General features: G+C 64.7%; 18 protein-coding genes. 14 read left to right on the forward strand and 4 right to left on the reverse strand.

The annotated features are described in order from the left end of the window. Nucleotides 1-49: 49 nt before the first annotated feature. Both P3T23_RS22460 and P3T23_RS22465 read left to right on the forward strand, forming a co-directional pair. Nucleotides 50-856, forward strand: a complete 807-nt coding sequence (locus P3T23_RS22460; RefSeq protein ID WP_429318319.1) for a YhfC family intramembrane metalloprotease — start codon at nucleotides 50-52, stop codon at nucleotides 854-856. Nucleotides 857-904: 48 nt separating this feature from the next. Next, nucleotides 905-1,270, forward strand: coding sequence for a DUF3022 domain-containing protein (locus tag P3T23_RS22465; protein ID WP_133662991.1), 366 nt, complete (start codon nucleotides 905-907; stop codon nucleotides 1,268-1,270). A 39-nt stretch (nucleotides 1,271-1,309) separates the two neighbouring features. On the opposite strand, the gene P3T23_RS22470 is transcribed toward P3T23_RS22465, so the two are convergent. Further along, nucleotides 1,310-1,747, reverse strand: a complete 438-nt coding sequence (locus P3T23_RS22470; protein ID WP_429318320.1) for a PGDYG domain-containing protein — start codon at nucleotides 1,745-1,747, stop codon at nucleotides 1,310-1,312. A gap of 211 nt (nucleotides 1,748-1,958) precedes the next feature. Then, nucleotides 1,959-2,474 (reverse strand): Spy/CpxP family protein refolding chaperone, encoded by a 516-nt coding sequence (locus P3T23_RS22475; RefSeq protein ID WP_429318321.1) that lies wholly within the window; start codon nucleotides 2,472-2,474, stop codon nucleotides 1,959-1,961. Between the two features lie 201 nt (nucleotides 2,475-2,675). On the opposite strand from P3T23_RS22475, the gene P3T23_RS22480 reads away from it, so the two are divergent. The 3 genes from P3T23_RS22480 (at nucleotide 2,676) to P3T23_RS22490 (ending at nucleotide 5,572) form a co-directional block, all read left to right on the forward strand. Further along, on the forward strand, nucleotides 2,676-3,560 hold the full coding sequence (locus P3T23_RS22480) for a LysR family transcriptional regulator (protein WP_429318322.1): 885 nt from the start codon (nucleotides 2,676-2,678) through the stop codon (nucleotides 3,558-3,560). A gap of 162 nt (nucleotides 3,561-3,722) precedes the next feature. Continuing rightward, nucleotides 3,723-4,187, forward strand: coding sequence for an Lrp/AsnC family transcriptional regulator (locus P3T23_RS22485; protein WP_429318323.1), 465 nt, complete (start codon nucleotides 3,723-3,725; stop codon nucleotides 4,185-4,187). Between the two features lie 287 nt (nucleotides 4,188-4,474). Further along, nucleotides 4,475-5,572 carry a saccharopine dehydrogenase C-terminal domain-containing protein gene (locus tag P3T23_RS22490; RefSeq protein ID WP_429318324.1) on the forward strand — a complete coding sequence of 366 codons (1,098 nt, stop codon included), beginning with the start codon at nucleotides 4,475-4,477 and terminating at the stop codon, nucleotides 5,570-5,572. 44 nt (nucleotides 5,573-5,616) lie between these two features. On the opposite strand, the gene P3T23_RS22495 is transcribed toward P3T23_RS22490, so the two are convergent. Both P3T23_RS22495 and cydX read right to left on the reverse strand, forming a co-directional pair. Continuing rightward, entirely contained in the window at nucleotides 5,617-6,237 is a 621-nt protein-coding gene (locus P3T23_RS22495; protein WP_429318325.1) for an AAA family ATPase, read from the reverse strand. After that, nucleotides 6,234-6,395 carry a cytochrome bd-I oxidase subunit CydX gene (cydX, locus tag P3T23_RS22500; RefSeq protein ID WP_429318326.1) on the reverse strand — a complete coding sequence of 54 codons (162 nt, stop codon included), beginning with the start codon at nucleotides 6,393-6,395 and terminating at the stop codon, nucleotides 6,234-6,236. The genes P3T23_RS22495 and cydX overlap by 4 nt, the downstream gene beginning before the upstream one ends. Before the next feature lie 324 nt (nucleotides 6,396-6,719). Here cydX and P3T23_RS22505 point away from each other — a divergent pair, with 324 nt between their 5' ends. The 9 genes from P3T23_RS22505 to P3T23_RS22545 all read left to right on the forward strand — a co-directional run bounded on the left by P3T23_RS22505 (nucleotide 6,720) and on the right by P3T23_RS22545 (nucleotide 17,644). After that, on the forward strand, nucleotides 6,720-7,154 hold the full coding sequence (locus P3T23_RS22505; RefSeq protein ID WP_429318327.1) for a hypothetical protein: 435 nt from the start codon (nucleotides 6,720-6,722) through the stop codon (nucleotides 7,152-7,154). Between the two features lie 143 nt (nucleotides 7,155-7,297). Further along, nucleotides 7,298-8,275, forward strand: coding sequence for a magnesium/cobalt transporter CorA (gene corA, locus P3T23_RS22510; protein WP_429318328.1), 978 nt, complete (start codon nucleotides 7,298-7,300; stop codon nucleotides 8,273-8,275). A gap of 352 nt (nucleotides 8,276-8,627) precedes the next feature. After that, nucleotides 8,628-9,584, forward strand: coding sequence for a sugar ABC transporter substrate-binding protein (locus P3T23_RS22515; RefSeq protein WP_429318329.1), 957 nt, complete (start codon nucleotides 8,628-8,630; stop codon nucleotides 9,582-9,584). Between the two features lie 342 nt (nucleotides 9,585-9,926). Continuing rightward, the gene (locus tag P3T23_RS22520; RefSeq protein WP_429318330.1) at nucleotides 9,927-11,522 is read left to right on the forward strand and encodes a sugar ABC transporter ATP-binding protein; all 1,596 of its coding nucleotides are present in this window, start codon (nucleotides 9,927-9,929) and stop codon (nucleotides 11,520-11,522) included. After that, nucleotides 11,519-12,535, forward strand: a complete 1,017-nt coding sequence (locus P3T23_RS22525) for an ABC transporter permease (RefSeq protein ID WP_429318331.1) — start codon at nucleotides 11,519-11,521, stop codon at nucleotides 12,533-12,535. Before P3T23_RS22520 ends, P3T23_RS22525 begins: the two co-directional genes overlap by 4 nt. Before the next feature lie 125 nt (nucleotides 12,536-12,660). Further along, nucleotides 12,661-13,689: a LacI family DNA-binding transcriptional regulator gene (locus P3T23_RS22530; protein ID WP_429318332.1), complete on the forward strand. Its 1,029-nt coding sequence runs from the start codon at nucleotides 12,661-12,663 to the stop codon at nucleotides 13,687-13,689. Between the two features lie 47 nt (nucleotides 13,690-13,736). Beyond that, entirely contained in the window at nucleotides 13,737-14,699 is a 963-nt protein-coding gene (gene rbsK / locus P3T23_RS22535; protein ID WP_429318333.1) for a ribokinase, read from the forward strand. A gap of 200 nt (nucleotides 14,700-14,899) precedes the next feature. Continuing rightward, a complete protein-coding gene (locus P3T23_RS22540) occupies nucleotides 14,900-16,633 on the forward strand; it encodes a methyl-accepting chemotaxis protein (RefSeq protein WP_429318334.1) in 1,734 nt (577 codons plus the stop codon). A gap of 237 nt (nucleotides 16,634-16,870) precedes the next feature. Next, nucleotides 16,871-17,644, forward strand: a complete 774-nt coding sequence (locus P3T23_RS22545; RefSeq protein ID WP_429318335.1) for a 2-keto-4-pentenoate hydratase — start codon at nucleotides 16,871-16,873, stop codon at nucleotides 17,642-17,644. Nucleotides 17,645-18,250 lie beyond the last annotated feature (606 nt).

The raw sequence follows: 18,250 nt of genomic DNA on the forward strand, positions 1-18,250 counted from the left end.
GCGGTCTGCGGCGCGCAGCGGGTGCGTGCCGGTCACTGCAAGGAAACTCATGGTTGTTGCACCCATCACCCTCACCAGCCTCGCGCTCGCGACGCTGGTCGTCGCCGCGGTTCCCATCCTCGTGTATCGACGCCTGCGGGCGCCGCTTGCGCTCAACCGGCGCGACGCCATTGCCGGCATTGCGGTGTTCGCGCTGTTCGCGATGGTGATCGAGCGGGCGATAAACGGCTATCTGTTGCATGTGAACGAAACGACGGCAGGCTGGCTTTCGAACCCGGTCGTGTTCGTGACTTACGGTGCGCTGGCCGCGGGGATCTGCGAGGAGGTCGGGCGTTTCATCGCGATGCGGCTGCTGTTAAAGCGCGCCCGTGAGAAAGCGTCGCCCGCGGCGAACACGGACGGCACGGCGCTCGCGTATGGCCTCGGTCACGGCGGTGCCGAAGCGTGGCTCGTCGGCGTGCTGGTGCAGGTGCAATGGATCGTCTTCGCCGTCTTCGAGAACCGCGGCGAACTCGAGTCGCACCTGGCCAACGTGCCTGCCGACGCCATGATGCGCATCCACCTGATTCTGGCGAGCCTTTCGCCCGCCACCGCGGGGATTTTTGCGCTCGAGCGGCTCGCCGCGCTGGTGTTCCAGATCGCGCTGTCGGTGTTGATGTGGCGAGGTCTGCGGGCTGGATGGCGCGGGATCCTGCCGCTTGCCATCGTCGCTCATGCGCTCGTCGACGTGCCTGCTACGCTGTTTCAGGCTGGCGTACTGCCGCTCCTGCTGGTCGAAGGGATCTATGGGCTCGTCGCAGTCGGCATTGCCGGTATGCTCTTCAAGCTGTTGCGCCGCTCCGCGACTCCGGCGTGAGCGCCGCGCATCGACCAGCCTGCCTACCAATCTCTTCGGCCAGTAAAAATGGAAGCCTACCAGTACGATTGCGCAAGCCCCGACTTCGAGGAACTGGCGCGCGTGATCAGCGACCTGTTCCCGGAACAGACCCAGTTCGCCGAACGTCCCGCCGACGACGGCACGCCCGCGCTGACGGTGATCTGGGTGGCGATGCGTTTCGGATCGACCGCGCGCCGTATCACGATGAGCGTCGTCATCACGCCGGCTGCGCTGGCGCGCTATCGGGCGACGCCGCCGCGCCTGCGTGGACGCAGTTTTGCGGTGCTGCGCGCGTATGTGGAAGCAACGCTCGGGTCGCTCGAAGAGATGTACGCGAATGGCGAGACCGTGCCGCGCGAGGTCACGGTCGATCTCGGCGACGAGTTCGCGTGAAGTTCGTGACGCCTTCCGGTTGGCGCTTCAGTCGCCACGTCAGTCGGCGCGGCGGTAAACCTTCGCAAAGCGCGCCGCCTGCACCACGCCATAGTCGCCGGGGGCGTATTGCATGATCCAGTCGCCGGCCGTGCCGTGCAGCACATCGCCGCCGGCCGCGGTGCGGGCCATCGAAAAAGGCGCGTCCATCTGTTTCGCCAGCACGACGGCCGGACGGTTTCGATAGGGGCCCGCTTCGCCATGCGCAAGCGCCGCGTTGGCCGGGACGTATTTCGCGTCGAAGCGCTCGCGCGACACCACCCAGCGGTCGCCGGTTGAGCCCGTGACGAGCGCGTCGCCGCGCGTATAGCGGTTGGGTCCTTCGAGGCTCATCAGTTCGCCGTCGCCCGGGGCGAATTCGACGCTGACGGTTTCGTCCTTGACGTAACGCTGTGCTGCTGCGTCGGTACGCAGGTCGATGTTCTTCAGTTCAATCATGGCTTGGGTGGCGAAAAGGTCAGGCAACGCACGCGTGATGATGCGGCAGGGGATGCCATCGCGGCTTGCAGGCGTGGCATCGAGGCCGCAAGGGTAACGCGAAACCGGCGCTTCTATCAAACAACGAAAAACGCCCGCCGGTGAAGGCGGGCGTTTTTCTGTCATTGCGGCGACGGCAGGTGTCGCAACGTCGCCGGACAACGCAGGCTGCTTATGGCTTGACCGTTGCGTCGTCCTGTTCCGCAGCGCCTTTCTTCGTGCCCGTCGAATGATGGTGCTGTTCCGCACGGTCCGGATGGCGGAACGTCGTGTCGGCCAGCTTTTTCTGATCCGGCGAGAAGCTGCTGTACAACGGGTCAAATGCGTCGACCAGCTTCTTCATGCCGTCCGCGTGTGCCTGGGCGATGGTCGCGTATTGCTGCATGTCTTCGACTGCGGACTTGGTCGCGGTGTTGCTCATGCGCTGCTCGTACAGTCCGGCCATCGTCTCGCCATTGGTACGCATGACGTCGGCGAATGCTTTCCACTGCGTTTCCTGTTGCGGCGTAATCTTCAGCTGCGAATGCAGGTAAGCGATGCGCTGCTCGACGCGTTGTTCATAGCGCGCCGCGCCCGATGCGGGAGCAGCTGCGGGGGCTGCCGCGGGCGCGCTGGCCGGCGCCGGAGTCTGGGCAAAGGCGCCGCTCATCGCCAGCGTGGAGGCGAGCATAACGAGTGTTTTTTTCATCGAAACTCCTGATGTCTGTTCGTATCCGGCAGAAGTGCGCAGTACCGGTGACGGCTGCCTGCTGAGGCTTGCAATCCTGGAAGGTTTGCACTTGCCGTTCACCTGCGCGCTTCGTCCTGGCCGATATTAGTATCACGATATGCGCGCATTACGACTGCATTGCGACAACTTCTTACAACCGAAACGAACAGGAAACGGCGGGTGGACAAATTTGTCAGCATGGAGATCTTCGTGGCTGTGGTCGAGGCGGGGAGCCTGACGGCCGCGGCCGAACGCTTCGACATATCGTCGGCGATGGTTGGCAAGCACATTCGCTCGCTGGAAACGCGGCTTGACACGCGGCTTTTGACCCGCACGACGCGCCGTCAGAGCCTCACCGAAATTGGCCGCCAGTATTACGAGCAGTGCCGGCGGATCCTGGCAGACGTGAAAGCGGCGGAGTCGCTGGCCGAGGCGATGGCGGCGACGCCGCGCGGCGTGCTCAAGGTGACGGCGCCGCTGACCTACGGCGTCGAGATTTTCTCGCCCGCGATGACCGACTATCTGACCGCCTGGCCCGAGGTGAGCCTCGAACTCGATCTGTCGAACCGGATCATCGATCTTGTCGAAGAAGGCTTCGATGCGGCCGTGCGTATCGGCCGGCTGCCGGATTCGAGCTTCGTCGCGCGGCCGTTGAAGCCGTACCGGATGCGCGCGTGCGCTTCGCCGGAGTACCTCGCGCGGATGGGCACGCCGCGCACGCCCGCCGATCTCGCGCAACATGAATGTCTGGGCTTTCTGCACTGGGGCCGCGAAGGGCTGTGGCGGCTCGACGGTGAAACCAGCGATGAAAACCAGTTGCGTGCAGGCCGTTTTCGCGCGAACAACGGCCAGGCGCTGAAGGTGGCTGCGCTGCGCGGCTTTGGTCTTGTGCTGCAGCCCGAGGCGCTGCTGGCGAAGGAGATCGAAAGCGGGCAACTGGTGTCGGTGCTGGAAGCGTTTCTGCCCGACGGGTCGCCCGTGCATCTGATCTATCCACGTGACCGGCGCGCGACGCCGAAGCTGACCACCTTCATCGATTTTGTGATTGAACGTTTCGGCGCGTAACGCAGGCTGACAGCAAACCGGTCGCTGACAGCGTGCGACGGGTGATAATCCGGCTGCGTGATGTTGCTTATGCGTGATCCCGCCTTGATCCCGCGTGGGTCGGGCAACGCCTGCGCATCGACCCATATCGACCCATCTTTCCGACGTTTCCATCTGCCATCAATGAGACCTCCGCGCCTTGACCAACTCGACGATCTCGACCGCAACCTGGTTGCCCTTCTGCAGGCGAATGCGCGTGAGAGCGTCGCGAATCTCGCGCGGCAACTGGGCGTTGCGCGCACCACGGTCATTGCCCGCATCGCACGGTTAGAGCGCACCAATGTCATCGCGGGCTATAGCGTGCGGCTTGGGCAGGACGTGCTCGACGCGAGTATCTATGCGTACGTCGGCATCATCCTCGCGCCGAAGTACGGGCCGGATGTCCAGAAACGGCTCGGCAGGATGCCCGAGGTGCAACTGCTGTGCGCCGTCAGCGGCGAATTCGACTACGTCGCCTGGTTGCGCGCCGATTCGCCCGACCGGCTCAACGATCTGCTCGACCAGATCGGCGGACTGGACGGCGTCGAGCGAACGACGACGTCGATTATCCTCGCGCGCAAGATCGATCGGGGGACGATAGGCGGTTGAGTCAGGCGGCCCGGTGGACCGCAACCAGCGGGAGGCGGGCCGCATTCGGGTGGCCTTGCATCGGCGAGCGCCTGATGCTTTTTCAGGTGTTTCGTCATATTAGAAAATCACTTCGTCATATCGTCGAAAGTAATGGTCATAGCGCAGCATCTTGTGCCTATGATTCGAACCGGCCTCTCCATAAACTGTGTTGCAAGGGTTCAGCCCGTCGGGCGCTGCGCGAGGCGCAGCACACTTTACAAGCCGTGGATAACCCACCCGGCACACACAGAACAATGGAGAAGCGCATGAAAGTTGTCATCGTTGGCGCAGGTCTGATCGGTCACACCATCGCCCACATGTTGCGTGAGACTGGCGACTACGAAGTCGTCGCGCTCGACCGCGATCAGCACGCGCTCGACAAGCTCGCCGCGCAAGGCATCCCGACGCGCCGCGTCGATTCCGGCGACGCCGCCGCACTGCGCGCCGCGGTGCAGGGCTTCGATGCACTCATCAACGCGCTGCCGTACTACCTGGCGGTGAACGTCGCGGCGGCGGCGAAGGGCGCGGGCGTCCACTATTTCGATCTGACCGAAGACGTGCGCGCAACGCATGCGATCCGCGCGATCGCCGACGACGCCGAGCACGCGTTCATGCCGCAATGTGGCCTCGCACCTGGTTTCATCGGCATTGCCGCGCACGAACTGGCGAACCGCTTCACCGAAATCCGCGACGTCAAGATGCGCGTCGGCGCGTTGCCGGAGTTCCCGACCAATGCGCTGAAGTACAACCTGACGTGGAGCGTCGACGGTCTGATCAACGAGTATTGCCAGCCCTGCGAAGCGATCCGCGACAGCCGCACGCAGTGGGTGCAGCCGCTCGAAGGCCTCGAGCATTTCTCTCTCGACGGCACCGAATACGAAGCCTTCAATACGTCCGGCGGCCTCGGCACGCTGTGCGAGACGCTGTCGGGCCGCGTCGAAACGCTCGACTACAAGTCGGTCCGCTATCCGGGTCACCGCGACCTGATGCAGTTCCTGCTCGAAGATCTGCGTCTTGCTACTGACCGCGACACGCTGAAGTCGATCATGCGCCGTTCGGTGCCGTCTACGGCGCAGGACGTCGTGCTCATTTTCATCACCGTGACGGGCATGCGCGATGGCCAGCTGGTGCAGGAAGTATTCACGCGCAAGATCTTTGCGAAGACGGTCTGCGGCGTGCCGATGAGCGCGATCCAGATCACCACAGCCGGCGCGATGTGCGCGGTGCTCGATCTGTTCCGCGAAAAGAAGCTGCCGCAAAAGGGCTTCGTGCGCCAGGAGCAGGTGTCGCTGGAGGCCTTCCTTGCGAACCGCTTCGGGCGTCTGTATGAAGGGCAGGCGCTGGAGTCGATGGCAACGGTTTAAGGCAGGAAGAGGCGTTCCGGCCGATGCCGGAGCGCCTCGCAACTTTACGCCGGCACAGGTGGCATGATCGAAACCGGCGGGAGACTGGCGCCGACGATGCGCGCGAGGAGCGTGTCATAGTCGGCCGGGCCCGGCGCGGTGTTGTCGAACATCAGGAGTTCGTCAGAGATGTCACCGCTCGGGACGAACCGCCGCTGCCGGTATTCGTCCCAGTGCGCGAGCTTGTACGCGTCGTTTGGATTGCCTCGCTGGATGATCCGCTGGTGCGCCGTTTCTTCCGACGTGTACACCCACACGATGCGGATTTCCACGTCATCTGCCACGCCGAGCCAGGCCCTGTCGAACAGGCGCCGGTCGCGCACCTCACGCGAAAGCGGCCCGATCACGAGCGTACTGATGCCGAGTTCGAGATTGTCGCGCGCCGTATCAACGAGCCCCCGATACTCAGGATCGCGCAGATGCTGAAGGTAAAGCGGACTGTCGCGATCGTTCGGGTCGCCGGTCAGCACACCCATCACCGCTGAACTGTAGCCACCGTACAGCGTGTCCTTGTCGAGCAGGCAGAACGCTTCCCGTGTCGCCCGCATAAGCGGGCCGATCAGACGCTTCGCGAGCGTGGTCTTGCCGGTACCCGCGTGCCCGCAGAAAAAAACCAGATGCGTCACAAATGCGTGTCCTTCGATGCTTCGGATGGGGCCGGCGGCCCTTCATCGGGCGCGGCGGGCTCGCGTGCGAACTTGCCGCTCGCCTCGAGCCACATCACGTTGATGATCCCGAAACCGAGCGCAACGCCCACGCCGAGAATCCAGGTGAAATACCACATCGCAGTCTCCCTGCCGGTGTCCCGCCGCTGCGGCACGTCGTGCGGCAGGCGGTCGAGTCGAAGCAAACTGCCTGGCGAACCAGGGTGGCGACGAAAATCCGCGGCCGGTACCCCGCCCGCATGCAGCGATCATGACCAGGAAGGCTACGCCGCGCAAGAGGGGCAACGCGGGTGCAACGGGCCTGTCGTCCGCCCGAGGCTTGCCTTGGACGCAGCAGTGGCAGGTATCATTGACGCGGATCAAAACGCCTTGCGTGCACGCTGGCGCGGCGTGAATCTTCCACGGAACCGAACGCGACACCAACAGAAGAGGAGAGCTCGACCATGCCGATGCGCCTGCCGGTTACATGGAGAACGTTGGCAAGCGCCGCCGTGCTGATTGCGCTTGCCGGCTGTGCGGAGACATCGGCCGACAAGGTGCCCCTCAGGGACGTCCCGGCCGAGCGCATCGTCAAACTGGGCTACACGCAACCCGAAGCGGGGAAGGTGGCGGTCGATGTGCGCCGCGAGCGCGCCGGCGACCTCGTGATCCGGTTTCGCGACGCGCTCGTCTATGTCGACGGCGAACAGGTCACCGACCTGATGAACGGCGAGCGCGTCGTGTTCTATCTGAGCCCCGGCATGCACCGGATCGCGGTATCGACGCAGTTCGACCCGGTCGTCGAATTGCCGTTCATGGTGACCGACCGCTACACCGATCACGCGAGCGTGACGTTCGACGAGGATCACCGGATCCAGCTGCGACGCGTGCCGAAGTGAGCTGTCCGCACGCGCAGGCGGGCCACGCCGTCGCATTCATGAAGAGCCGTTAACATGGCGGCTGCCCCGTCATCCTCCCGCAGAAAGGTGGCGCGCACAGCAACGTCGCGCCGCCTGCGGGCCGTTTTCAAGGTAATCAATCCATGCTGATCAACTGTGCTGCCTATCAGGACGGCCGCAAGCTGGCCGATATCGAGGTCGACGACATAAGCGTCTACGTGGCGAAGCCCGAGTGCTTCGTGTGGGTCGCGCTGAAAGACCCCGGTCCCGGGGAGCTCGACGTCATGAAGCACGAGTTCGGCCTGCACGAACTGGCGGTCGAGGACGTCCGCAACGGGCACCAGCGGCCCAAGATCGAGGAATACGGCGAGTCGCTGTTCGCCGTGATGCACACCCTCGAAATGGACGAAGACGGTGAGCTGGTGATCGGCGAGGTGGATGTATTCGTCGGCCAGAACTATGTGCTGTCGGTGCGCAACCGGACGCGGCACGGCTTCCAGGAGGTGCGCGCACGCTGCGAGCGGGAGCCTGCGCTGCTCAAGGAAGGCGCGGCGTTCGTGCTGTACGCGCTCGCGGACCACATCGTCGATCGCTACTTTCCGATCATCGAGGCGCTCGGCACGGAGATCGAAGAAATCGAAGACCGGATCTTCGGCAGGCACACGCTCGCGCAGTCGCGCGCGATCATCGAGGATCTGTACTCGTTAAAGCGCCGGCTGGTCACGCTCGACCATCACATTTCGCCGCTGCTCGAAGGCGTCGGCAAGCTCACGGGCGGGCGCATTCCACGCATCTGCGAAGGCATGGAGGCCTATTTCCGTGACGTGTATGACCACCTCGACCGGATCGTGCACACCCTCGAAGGCCGCCGCGAAATCATCGTCACGGCCGTGCAGGTCAACCTCGGGATGATCTCGCTCGCGGAGAACGAGGTGACCAAACGGCTCGGCTCGTTCGCCGCGCTGTTTGCCGTGCCGACCATGATCGCCGGCATCTACGGGATGAACTTCCAGCAGATCCCCGAGCTGCACTGGCAGTACGGTTATCCGGCCTGCCTTGCCGTGATGGGTTTGATTGACGGGGGCCTGTACTGGCGCTTCAAGAAGGCCAACTGGCTGTAGTCAGCAGGCTTCGTTCGTCCTCTCTGGCGTCTCGCGGCCGTCTGCGCGCCCACTTGCATCTCGCGCAATAAAGGGACAGCATAAGCATCCCGTTCGCGGCAAACCATGCATCGGATGGGATCTAAACGAATGCCGGACCAAGCGGGGGATCCTTGCCAGAACGTCGCCTTGCGGCACGCCAGGCGGCCTGCCGCACGCCTCGCCGCGTGCCTCTTGACCGTCACGGAGCATGTGCACTGCAGCACCGCGAACCGTTGACACGTCGAACAGGCTACGTCGAGAATAGCCCTCGCAAACGTTTGCGCATCAGCAATAATACGGCTCGCCCTGAGCCAGATAACTGGAGATACGCATGAACCACCGCATTCGCCGGCGCGTCCTGGCGGCCACAGTCGTGCTTACCGCTGCAGCAGTCCTGCCGTTTTCCACCGCTTACGCTCAAGCCGCAAAGAAGCCCAAAGTCGCACTGGTCATGAAGTCCCTCGCCAACGAGTTTTTCCTCACGATGGAAGCCGGCGCGAAGGACTACCAGAAGCACAATGCCAGCCAGTTCGACCTGATCACCAACGGCATCAAGAACGAGACCGATACGGCTGCGCAGATCCAGATCGTCGAACAGATGATCGTGTCGAAGGTTGACGCCATCGTGCTGGCGCCGGCCGATTCGAAGGCGCTCGTGCCGGTCGTCAAGAAGGCCGTCGACGCGGGCATCATCGTCGTCAATATCGACAACCGGCTCGATCCGGACGTGCTGAAGTCGAAGGACCTCAATGTGCCGTTCGTCGGCCCGGATAACCGCAAGGGCGCGCAGATGGTCGGCGACTTCCTCGCGAAGCGGCTGAAGGCGGGCGACGAGGTCGGCATCATCGAGGGCGTATCGACCACCACCAACGCGCAGCAGCGGACCGCGGGCTTCAAGGATGCGATGCAGACCGTCGGCGCGAAGGTTGTCTCCGTGCAGTCGGGCCAATGGCAAATCGACGAGGGCAACGCGGTGGCGTCAGCGATGCTCAGCGAGTATCCGAACCTGAAGGCGCTGCTTGCGGGCAACGACAACATGGCGATCGGCGCGGTGTCGGCGGTTCGTGCGGCGGGCAAGCAGGGCAAGGTGTACGTCGTCGGGTACGACAACATCGACGCGATCAAGCCGATGCTGAAGGACGGCCGCGTGCTCGCGACCGCCGACCAGTACGCGGCCAAACAGGCCGTATTCGGTATCGATACCGCGCTGAAGGCGATCAACGAGCATAAGAAGCAGTCGGACCTGTCGGGCGTGGTCGAGACGCCGGTCGTTCTCGTCACGAAGTAGGGCTGGCGGCGAACCGGCGCCGTCTCGCGCGTGCGCCGGTTCGCGGCAATTCAATAAACGCTCAAGAAAAGCGCTGCGCCGCCGTTATTCCATAGATAGGCGTCATGGGGGTGGCTGGCAAAACTGCACGGCGCGGAAGGACGCGTGGCGTTGCGCTGGCCAGGCGTCATCGTCCCGCGCGCTCAGGCGAGCGGGGCGAGTCACGAAGTCGAGCTTGCTGGTTTAGCCGCGCAGCCAGGGCTCGCTGCTAAATCGCCATGACGCCCGCGGTCGAACGCCTGCATCTTCAACCGATTCAGATCGCATGAAGGCAGGTGCGAGCGCTGCCGAACCAGGATCGCGATGGATCTAGCTGCCCACGATACGTTGCCTGCCGTACTGTCCGTCACCGGGATCGGAAAGACGTATGCCGAACCGGTGCTCGCTGACGTCGACCTCGACCTGCATGCAGGCGAGGTGCTTGCGCTTACCGGCGAGAACGGCGCGGGCAAGAGCACGCTGTCGAAGATCATCGGCGGGCTCGTCGATCCGACGGCCGGCTCGATGCGTCTCGGTGGCGAGTCATACGCCCCTGCCAGCCGGACGGCCGCCGAAGCGCTCGGCGTGCGGATGGTGATGCAGGAGTTGAACCTGCTGCCGACGTTGTCAGTGGCGGAGAACCTGTTTTTGAACCGTTTGCCGCAGGCCGGACCGCTGCGGCTCGGCTGGATCGACCGCAGCAAGCTGCGCAAGGACGCGCGGCATGCCATGGCGCAGGTCGGACTCGATGCGATCGACCCGGACACGCTCGTCGGGGAACTCGGCATCGGGCATCAGCAGATGGTCGAGATCGCGCGCAACCTGATCGACGACTGCCGGGTGCTGATTCTCGACGAGCCGACCGCGATGCTGACGGCGCGCGAAGTCGACCTGCTGTTCGAGCAGATCGCGCGGCTGAAGGCGCGCGGCGTGGCGCTGATCTACATCTCGCACCGGCTCGAAGAGCTCGCGCGGGTGGCCGGGCGGATCGCGATCCTGCGCGACGGCCGGCTGGTGCATGTCGATGCGATGGCGAACCTCACCAGCGAGCGGATCGTCACGCTGATGGTCGGCCGCGAACTGGGCGAAAGAATCGATCTGGGCGTGCGCAATATCGGCGCGCCCTTGCTGAAGGTGGAGGGCGTCGGGCGCGCGGATGTCGTGCGCGACGTGTCGTTCGAGGTGCGCGCGGGAGAGATCTTCGGTATCAGCGGCCTGATCGGCGCGGGACGTACGGAACTGATGCGGCTCGTTTACGGCGCGGATCTGAAGGATCGCGGCACGGTGTCGCTCGCGAAAGTGCCGGGGCAGCCGCCGGCGCCGGTGCAGATTCACTCGCCGGCCGATGCGGTCAGGCAGGGCATTGCGCTCATCACCGAGGACCGCAAGGGTGAGGGTCTGTTGCTGCCGCAACCGATCGCGGCGAACGTGTCGCTCGGCAATATCGGCAGCGTGGCGCGCCATGGCGTGGTGGATGCGAAGCGCGAAAACGCGCTCGCGCAGAAGCAGATCGACGCGATGCGGATTCGCAGCGCGGGACCGGCGCAGCCCGTCGGCGAGCTGTCCGGCGGCAACCAGCAGAAGGTCGTGATCGGCCGCTGGCTCGCGCGCGACTGCAAGGTACTGTTGTTCGACGAACCCACGCGCGGCATCGATGTCGGCGCGAAGTTCGATATCTATGGATTGATGGGCGCACTGGCCCGCGAGGGCCGGGCGCTCGTGGTGGTGTCGAGCGATCTGCGTGAGCTGATGCTGATCTGCGACCGGATCGGCGTGATGTCAGCGGGCCGCATGACGGGCATGTTCAACCGGGACGAGTGGACGCAGGACGCGCTGCTCGCCGCGGCGTTCGCCGGTTACCGGAGCCGTGAAGCGCTGTTGCATGCCCCCGACACGAACGAAGCAGGGAGTCTGTCATGACGAACGTGACGAACCAGCCGGACGCCGCGCCGCCGACCGATCCGTCGGCGCCGCTGGCGAGCGGCAAGCCAGCCGGCACGCGCCTGGGTTTTTCGAACTACCTTGGCCTCGCGGGCGCGCTGCTCGCGATGATCGCGCTCTTTTCCGTGCTGAGTTCGCATTTTCTGACGTACGACACGTTCAGCACGATCGCCAACCAGATCCCCGATCTGGTCGTGATGGCGGTCGGCATGACCTTTGTGCTGATCATCGCCGGCATCGACCTGTCGGTCGGCTCGGTGCTGGCGCTGGGCGCGTCGGTGGTGAGCGTCGCGGCGCTGAAATGGCACTGGGGGCCGTTTCCGGCCGCGCTGCTGGGCCTTGCCGCGGCTGCGTTGACGGGCACGGTGACGGGCACGGTCACGGTCGGCTGGCGGATTCCGTCGTTCATCGTCTCGCTTGGCGTGCTGGAAGCGGCGCGCGGTCTGGCCTACCAGATGACGAACTCGCGGACGGCCTATATCGGCGACGCGTTCGACTTCCTGTCGAACCCGATCGCGGTGGGCATTTCGCCGGCTTTCCTGATTGCGGTCGCCGTGATGATTGCTGCGCAGCTCGTGCTGACGCGCACGGTGTTCGGCCGTTATCTGGTGGGCATCGGCACCAATGAGGAAGCCGTGCGGCTCGCGGGCGTCAATCCGCGGCCGTACAAGATCATCGTGTTCGCGCTGATGGGGGCCTTGTCAGGCCTCGCTGCGCTGTTCCAGATCTCGCGGCTCGAAGCCGCCGATCCGAACGCGGGTGTCGGGCTCGAGCTGCAGGTGATCGCCGCGGTGGTGATCGGCGGCACGAGCCTGATGGGCGGCCGCGGCTCGGTGATCAGCACGTTTTTCGGCGTGTTGATCATCTCGGTGCTGGCGGCGGGCCTCGCGCAGATCGGCGCGAACGAGCCGACCAAACGCATCATCACAGGGGCGGTGATCGTGGTCGCAGTGGTGTTGGACACGTATCGGAGCAGACGCAAAAGGATCTAGCGGCACGGATGTGGGCAGTGAGATGAAATGGGCCATTCATTGATATAAGAGACCAGCGCCGGGCGCGCAAGGCATCGCGCATCCGGCCTGGTCGGCAAGAAAAACAGGCAGGAGAGAAACGGGTTATGGCGACGATCAAGGATGTAGCGGCCGTGGCCGGCGTGTCGTTCACGACGGTGTCCCATGTGGTGAACAACTCGCGGCCGGTGTCGGCCGATGTGCGCGCGAAGGTGGAACGCGCGATCAGCCAGCTTCACTACGTGCCGTCGGCGGTCGCGCGCTCGCTGAAGGCGCGCGCGACGGCGACGATCGGCCTCGTGGTGCCGAACAGTACGAATCCCTATTTCGCGGAGCTCGCGCGGGGCATCGAGGACGGTTGCGCACGCAACGGCTACTGCGTGTTCTTCTGCAACTCGGACGACGACCCCGCCAAGCAGCGCAGCTACCTGCGCGTGCTGCAGGAAAAGCGCATCGACGGGCTGATCGTCGCGTCCGCCGGCGAAGATGCGGTGCTCGCGCAGAGCCTCGCGGACTCACGCGAGCCGCTCGTGATCGTCGATCGCAACATCGAAGGCCTGAGCGCCGATCTGGTTCAGATCGACCATGAAAAGGGCGCCTATCTCGCCACCCGTCATCTGCTCGAACTCGGCCACGCGAAGATTGGCTGCATTACCGGCCCGGTGGCGACGGCGGTGAGCGCGATGCGCGTGCACGGCTTCATCCGCGCGATGGCGGAGCGCGGCATCGAGATCGCGCCTGGGGCGATCGTCGAAAGCGACTTTTCCGGTACCGGCGGTCATCGGGCGGCTGGACAGCTGTTCGACTCCGTCCGCCCCACGGCGATCTTCGCCGGCAACGACATGATGGGCATCGGCGCCCTGCGCGCCGCAGCCGAGCGCGGGCTGAGCGTGCCGCGCGACTGCTCGATCATCGGCTTCGACGACATCGAACTGGGACGTTTCACCTTTCCGGCGCTGTCCACGGTCGGGCAATCGGTTCGCGCGCTGGGCGACATGGCCGCGCAGACGCTGATCGAACGCATCACGGGCGCGTCCGACGCACCGACGCGCCGGCGCGTGGTGTCGCCACGGCTGATCGTGCGCGAATCGACGGCCGCCTTTACGGGTGCGCGCGAGGTCCGTGCGGCCGCTTGATGTGAAGTGAACGGGCAAGGGCCCGGCAGGATCGGAAGGAGGCAGATGTGGCAATCGACGTAACGCGCGGCCGGGTTGCCGTGGTGGGCAGCCTGAACATGGATCTCGTCGTGCGCGCGGCGCGTCTGCCGCACCCCGGCGAGACGCTCGCGGGCCAGGCGTTCGCTCAGGTCGCGGGAGGCAAGGGCGGCAATCAGGCCGTCGCCGCCGCGCGTCTCGGCGCCCAGGTGGCGATGATCGGCTGCGTGGGCGCCGACCCCAACGGCGCGCAGCTGCGTGCGGGCCTCGAAGCGGAGGGCATCGATTGTGGCGCGCTGCACGCGAGCCAGACAGCTTCGACCGGCGTTGCGCTTATTGTGGTGGACGACAGCAGCCAGAACGCGATTGTCATCGTCGCGGGCAGCAATGGCGAGCTGACGCCCGAGACCATCGCCCGGCACGAAGCCGTGCTCGCTGCCGCCGACGTCGTGATCTGCCAGCTTGAAACGCCGCCGGACGCGGTCAGGGCGGCGCTCGCCGCCGGGCGCCGTCTGGGCAAGATCGTGATCCTCAACCCGGCGCCGGCCACAGGGCCTCTGCCGGCCGACTGGCTGCCCTTGATCGACTACCTGATCCCGAACGAACTCGAAGCGGCGACGCTGAGCGGCCTGCCGGTGCGCACGCCGGAAGACGCGGCCAGCGCCGCTGCAGCATTACGTCTGGCGGGGGCGCGTAACGTGCTGGTGACGCTCGGGGCGCAGGGCGTGCTGGCCGCGCTCGCCGGCGCGACCCCGGGCGATGCGGACGATGCGGGCGACCCGGTCCACTCCGTTCATTACCCCGCCCCGCAGGTCAAGGCGATCGATACGACTGCGGCGGGTGATACCTTCATCGGCGGGCTCGCGGCGCAACTCGCGGAAGGTGCGGCAATCGACGCCGCGATCCGCTTCGCCCAGCAGGCCGCAGCGCTTTCCGTAACCCGCGCCGGCGCCCAGCCGTCGATTCCGCGGCGCGCAGAAATTGCCGCCTGATGCCTGATAGGCAGGCATTTTGTAATTTATGCCATAGCGTTTCACCTAAATCGTCAGACAATATAAAAACTTCAAGTCCCCTTCTGCCTTGCCGTAAACGCATTTAGAGCACCGTACCTAAACCGGTGCCACATGTGCAGCAGGGCATCGCAACGTGCTGCACATGCCGTCTCCTCATTCGACGTATTACAGGACGAAGCATGTTGAACAAGGGCATCACGATCAAGGCACGTATCGGTTTGACGATGGCGTTTCTCGCTGCGCTGCTGATGGCTATCGGCGTTCTCGGTTTGGTGGGCATGAGCCGCTCCAACGACGCTTACCGGGACACCTTTACGAACCAGATGCCCAGCGCGGTCGACATCGACAACGCCGAGCTGTTTGCCGCGCGTGAACGCCTGGCGCTGGACCGTGCAGCTTTCCTGATTGGAACGCCGGAAGCCGCGCAAACGATTGACAGAGCCCATACGATGCGCGCGACGTCGGAAACCTGGTGGAAAAAATACCTCGATCTGCCCCGCGGGGCCGAGGAAGATCGCATGGCGCAGGACGTGGCGGCCAAACGCGCGGCGCTGTATCAGGTAGCCGACGCGTTTGCCGCGTCGGTCTCCGCGAACGAGCAGGCGAAGATCGTCGACGGCGCGAAGCAGATGCAGGCGGCCTACACCGAGCTGTCGAGCGTCGACGACGCGCTGCGCAAGTACCAGTTCACCCAGGCCCGGGACGGCTATGACAGCGCCCAGTCGAGCTTCGAAACGTTCCGCATCGTGACGATCGTCGCGATCGCCGCCGGCGTGCTCGCGGCCCTGTTCTCCTACATGACGCTGCGCCGCGCCATTGCCGGGCCGATCGGCGAGGCGCTCGCCCATTTCGACGCGATCGCCGCCGGCGATCTGCGCCGCCCGGTCGTGGTGCGCTCGCATGATGAAATGGGCCAGTTGCTCGAAGGCGTGGGCAAGATGCAGCGCAGCCTGATTGAGACCGTGCGCTCGGTACGCTCGGGCAGCGAATCGATCGCGACCGCAACCCGCCAGATCGCCGCGGGCAACATCGATCTGTCGTCGCGTACCGAAGAGCAGGCATCGGCGCTGCAGGAAACCGCGTCGAGCATGGAAGAGCTGACCGGCACGGTCAAGCAGAACGCCGAGAACGCCCGCCAGGCGAGTTCGCTCGCGGCGAACGCGTCGGAGATCGCCAATCGCGGCAACGCCGTGGTGGGCCAGGTCGTCGGCACCATGGGCGACATCAACCAGAGCTCGGCGAAGATCGCCGACATCATCTCGATCATCGAAGGCATCGCCTTCCAGACCAACATTCTCGCGCTGAACGCGGCCGTCGAAGCGGCCCGCGCCGGTGAGGACGGGCGCGGCTTCGCCGTGGTGGCGGGCGAGGTGCGCAGCCTCGCGCAGCGTTCGTCGGCGGCGGCCAAGGAGATCAAGGAACTGATCGATACGTCGGTGGAGCGCGTGCAGTCCGGTTCGGCGCTCGTCGACGAGGCCGGCCGCACGATGACCGACATCATCGGTGCGGTGCAGCGTGTGACCGACATCATGGGCGAGATCGCGGCGGCATCGGAAGAGCAGAGCAGCGGCATCGACCAGGTCGCGCGCGCCGTCACGCAGATGGACGAGGTGACGCAGCAAAACGCCGCGCTCGTCGAGGAGGCGGCCGCCGCAGCCCAGTCGCTCGAAGACCAGGCCGGCAAGCTGCGTACGGCGGTCGCGGTGTTCCAGCTCGAAGAGGGTGCGGTCCAGTCCTCATTCGGCGCGAGCCAGCCCGTGCGCCGTGCGAAGCCGGTCACCGCGGCCCGCAGGGCGGCGCCGGCCGCCCCGAAGCCCGTCGGTGGCGCGCTGGCCCCGGTCGCGTCGGCCGCTCCGGCGAGAGCCGCTGCCCCGCTCGCTGCCGGCTCGGACAAGGAGTGGGAAACCTTCTGACGAACCTGCGGCGCCTCCTCGCCGGAAAGGAAGACTGCGAAAGACCGTGAGACCGCCGTTGCCTGTGCAACGGCGGTCTTTTTTTTGTCTCCCGATGGGCGGACAAATCAGGTTCCGGTACATTGTCGGGCGCGAAGGTTGCTCGCGCCGCCTTCACATGTCATCGTCCGCCTGCCGTACGATGCCCTCCGATGCACTTGAAACGCAGCTAAACGCGACAGCAGGAAAGGACACGACATGACGCATCATGATCCCCATCGAGGTCTTTCCACGCGCCTGCTCGAGGCGCGCCGGCAGCGCAGTCTGATCGAAGACCTGCCGCCCGACAGCCTGCCGCCCGACGCGGCGAGCGCCTATGCGATCCAGCAGGCGGTCATCGCGGGCCTCGGAACCTCGACAGGCGGCTGGAAAATCGGCGCAAGAAGCCCGGGCGGCGCCGCTTCGGGGGCGCCCATTCCCGCCTCGCTGGTGCTGCCGTCGCCGGCCCGGATCCCCCGCGATTCATTTTTTCGCGTGCTGGTGGAACTGGAGGTCGCCTTCCGTTTCGACGGGCCGATCGAGCCTCGCGACAAGGCCTATGCGCGAGACGAAGTGCTGGCACGGCTCGGCGTCGTGCTGCCCGCCATCGAAATCGTCGATAGCCGCTTTGCCGAATGGCCCAACGTCGCGGCGCTGGCGCAACTGGCGGATGCGCAGAACAATGGTGCGCTGGTCACCGGTCATGCCGTGCCCTATGCCGGATTCGCGCGCACATTCGACTTCGTTTCACCCGAGCTGGAGCTGACTTTCGACGGCGAATCGCTGGTGCCGGAAACAACCGGCAATCCTGCTGGCGACCCGCGGGAGCTGCTGGTGTGGCTCGTCAACCATTGCGCGGCCATGGGTATCACGATAGAACCGGAGTGGACCATTACGACGGGCACGTATGTCGGTGCGCACCGCATCGAACAACCCGGAACGGTGCATGGTCATATTGACGGCCTGGGCGAAGTGGAAATCGTCCTGACGTAAGCGGTCTGAAGCCTGCTCTCACGGGGCTCGCTGCCATCAGCAGCCTCGATGGTTGAGTGCCAGTGCACCCGTTACCGACGTAAGATCAGGGAAGGGACCGCGCGGTTACGGCTGCATTGTTCGAGATAGTGGGACACACCCATCTGTTACAACTCATCCCCTACCTGCCGTAAACCCGCTCGTGTAATCGAAAAGCGCGCCTCGTGCGTTCAGGAAAAGAAGAGCCGGGAGCGTTACCCGGCAGTCCCAGCGCGAGCGCAGCAAAGTGGTGAAGCACACATGCAACAGGATCCAGTGTGCGCGCGCAGACAGGCGAACCCTTGTTCCTTTGCGATCGTCTGACTGACAGGGTGACAGGGCATTTGCGCCGTGAAGGCGGAGGGTATCGCTGCTCTACTGCGCTGAATGAAGCAATCTGGTCGCAGGATTGTAGGTGACCCAAAAAGTCCTGGCCAGACGACGAATGTAACGACGCTGTTGTGAGACGATTTTCGCAACGTAGTTCGTGAAAAAAAATTTAAAAGGGTTTAGGATGAATTCGAGCGATGTCGTTTCCGATTAGCGCGCCGCGCACGACATCGGTCTAGACTTTCGGCGAGGAGGTAG

This window comes from Paraburkholderia sp. GAS448 (assembly GCF_050435685.1).
Lineage (GTDB): Bacteria > Pseudomonadota > Gammaproteobacteria > Burkholderiales > Burkholderiaceae > Paraburkholderia.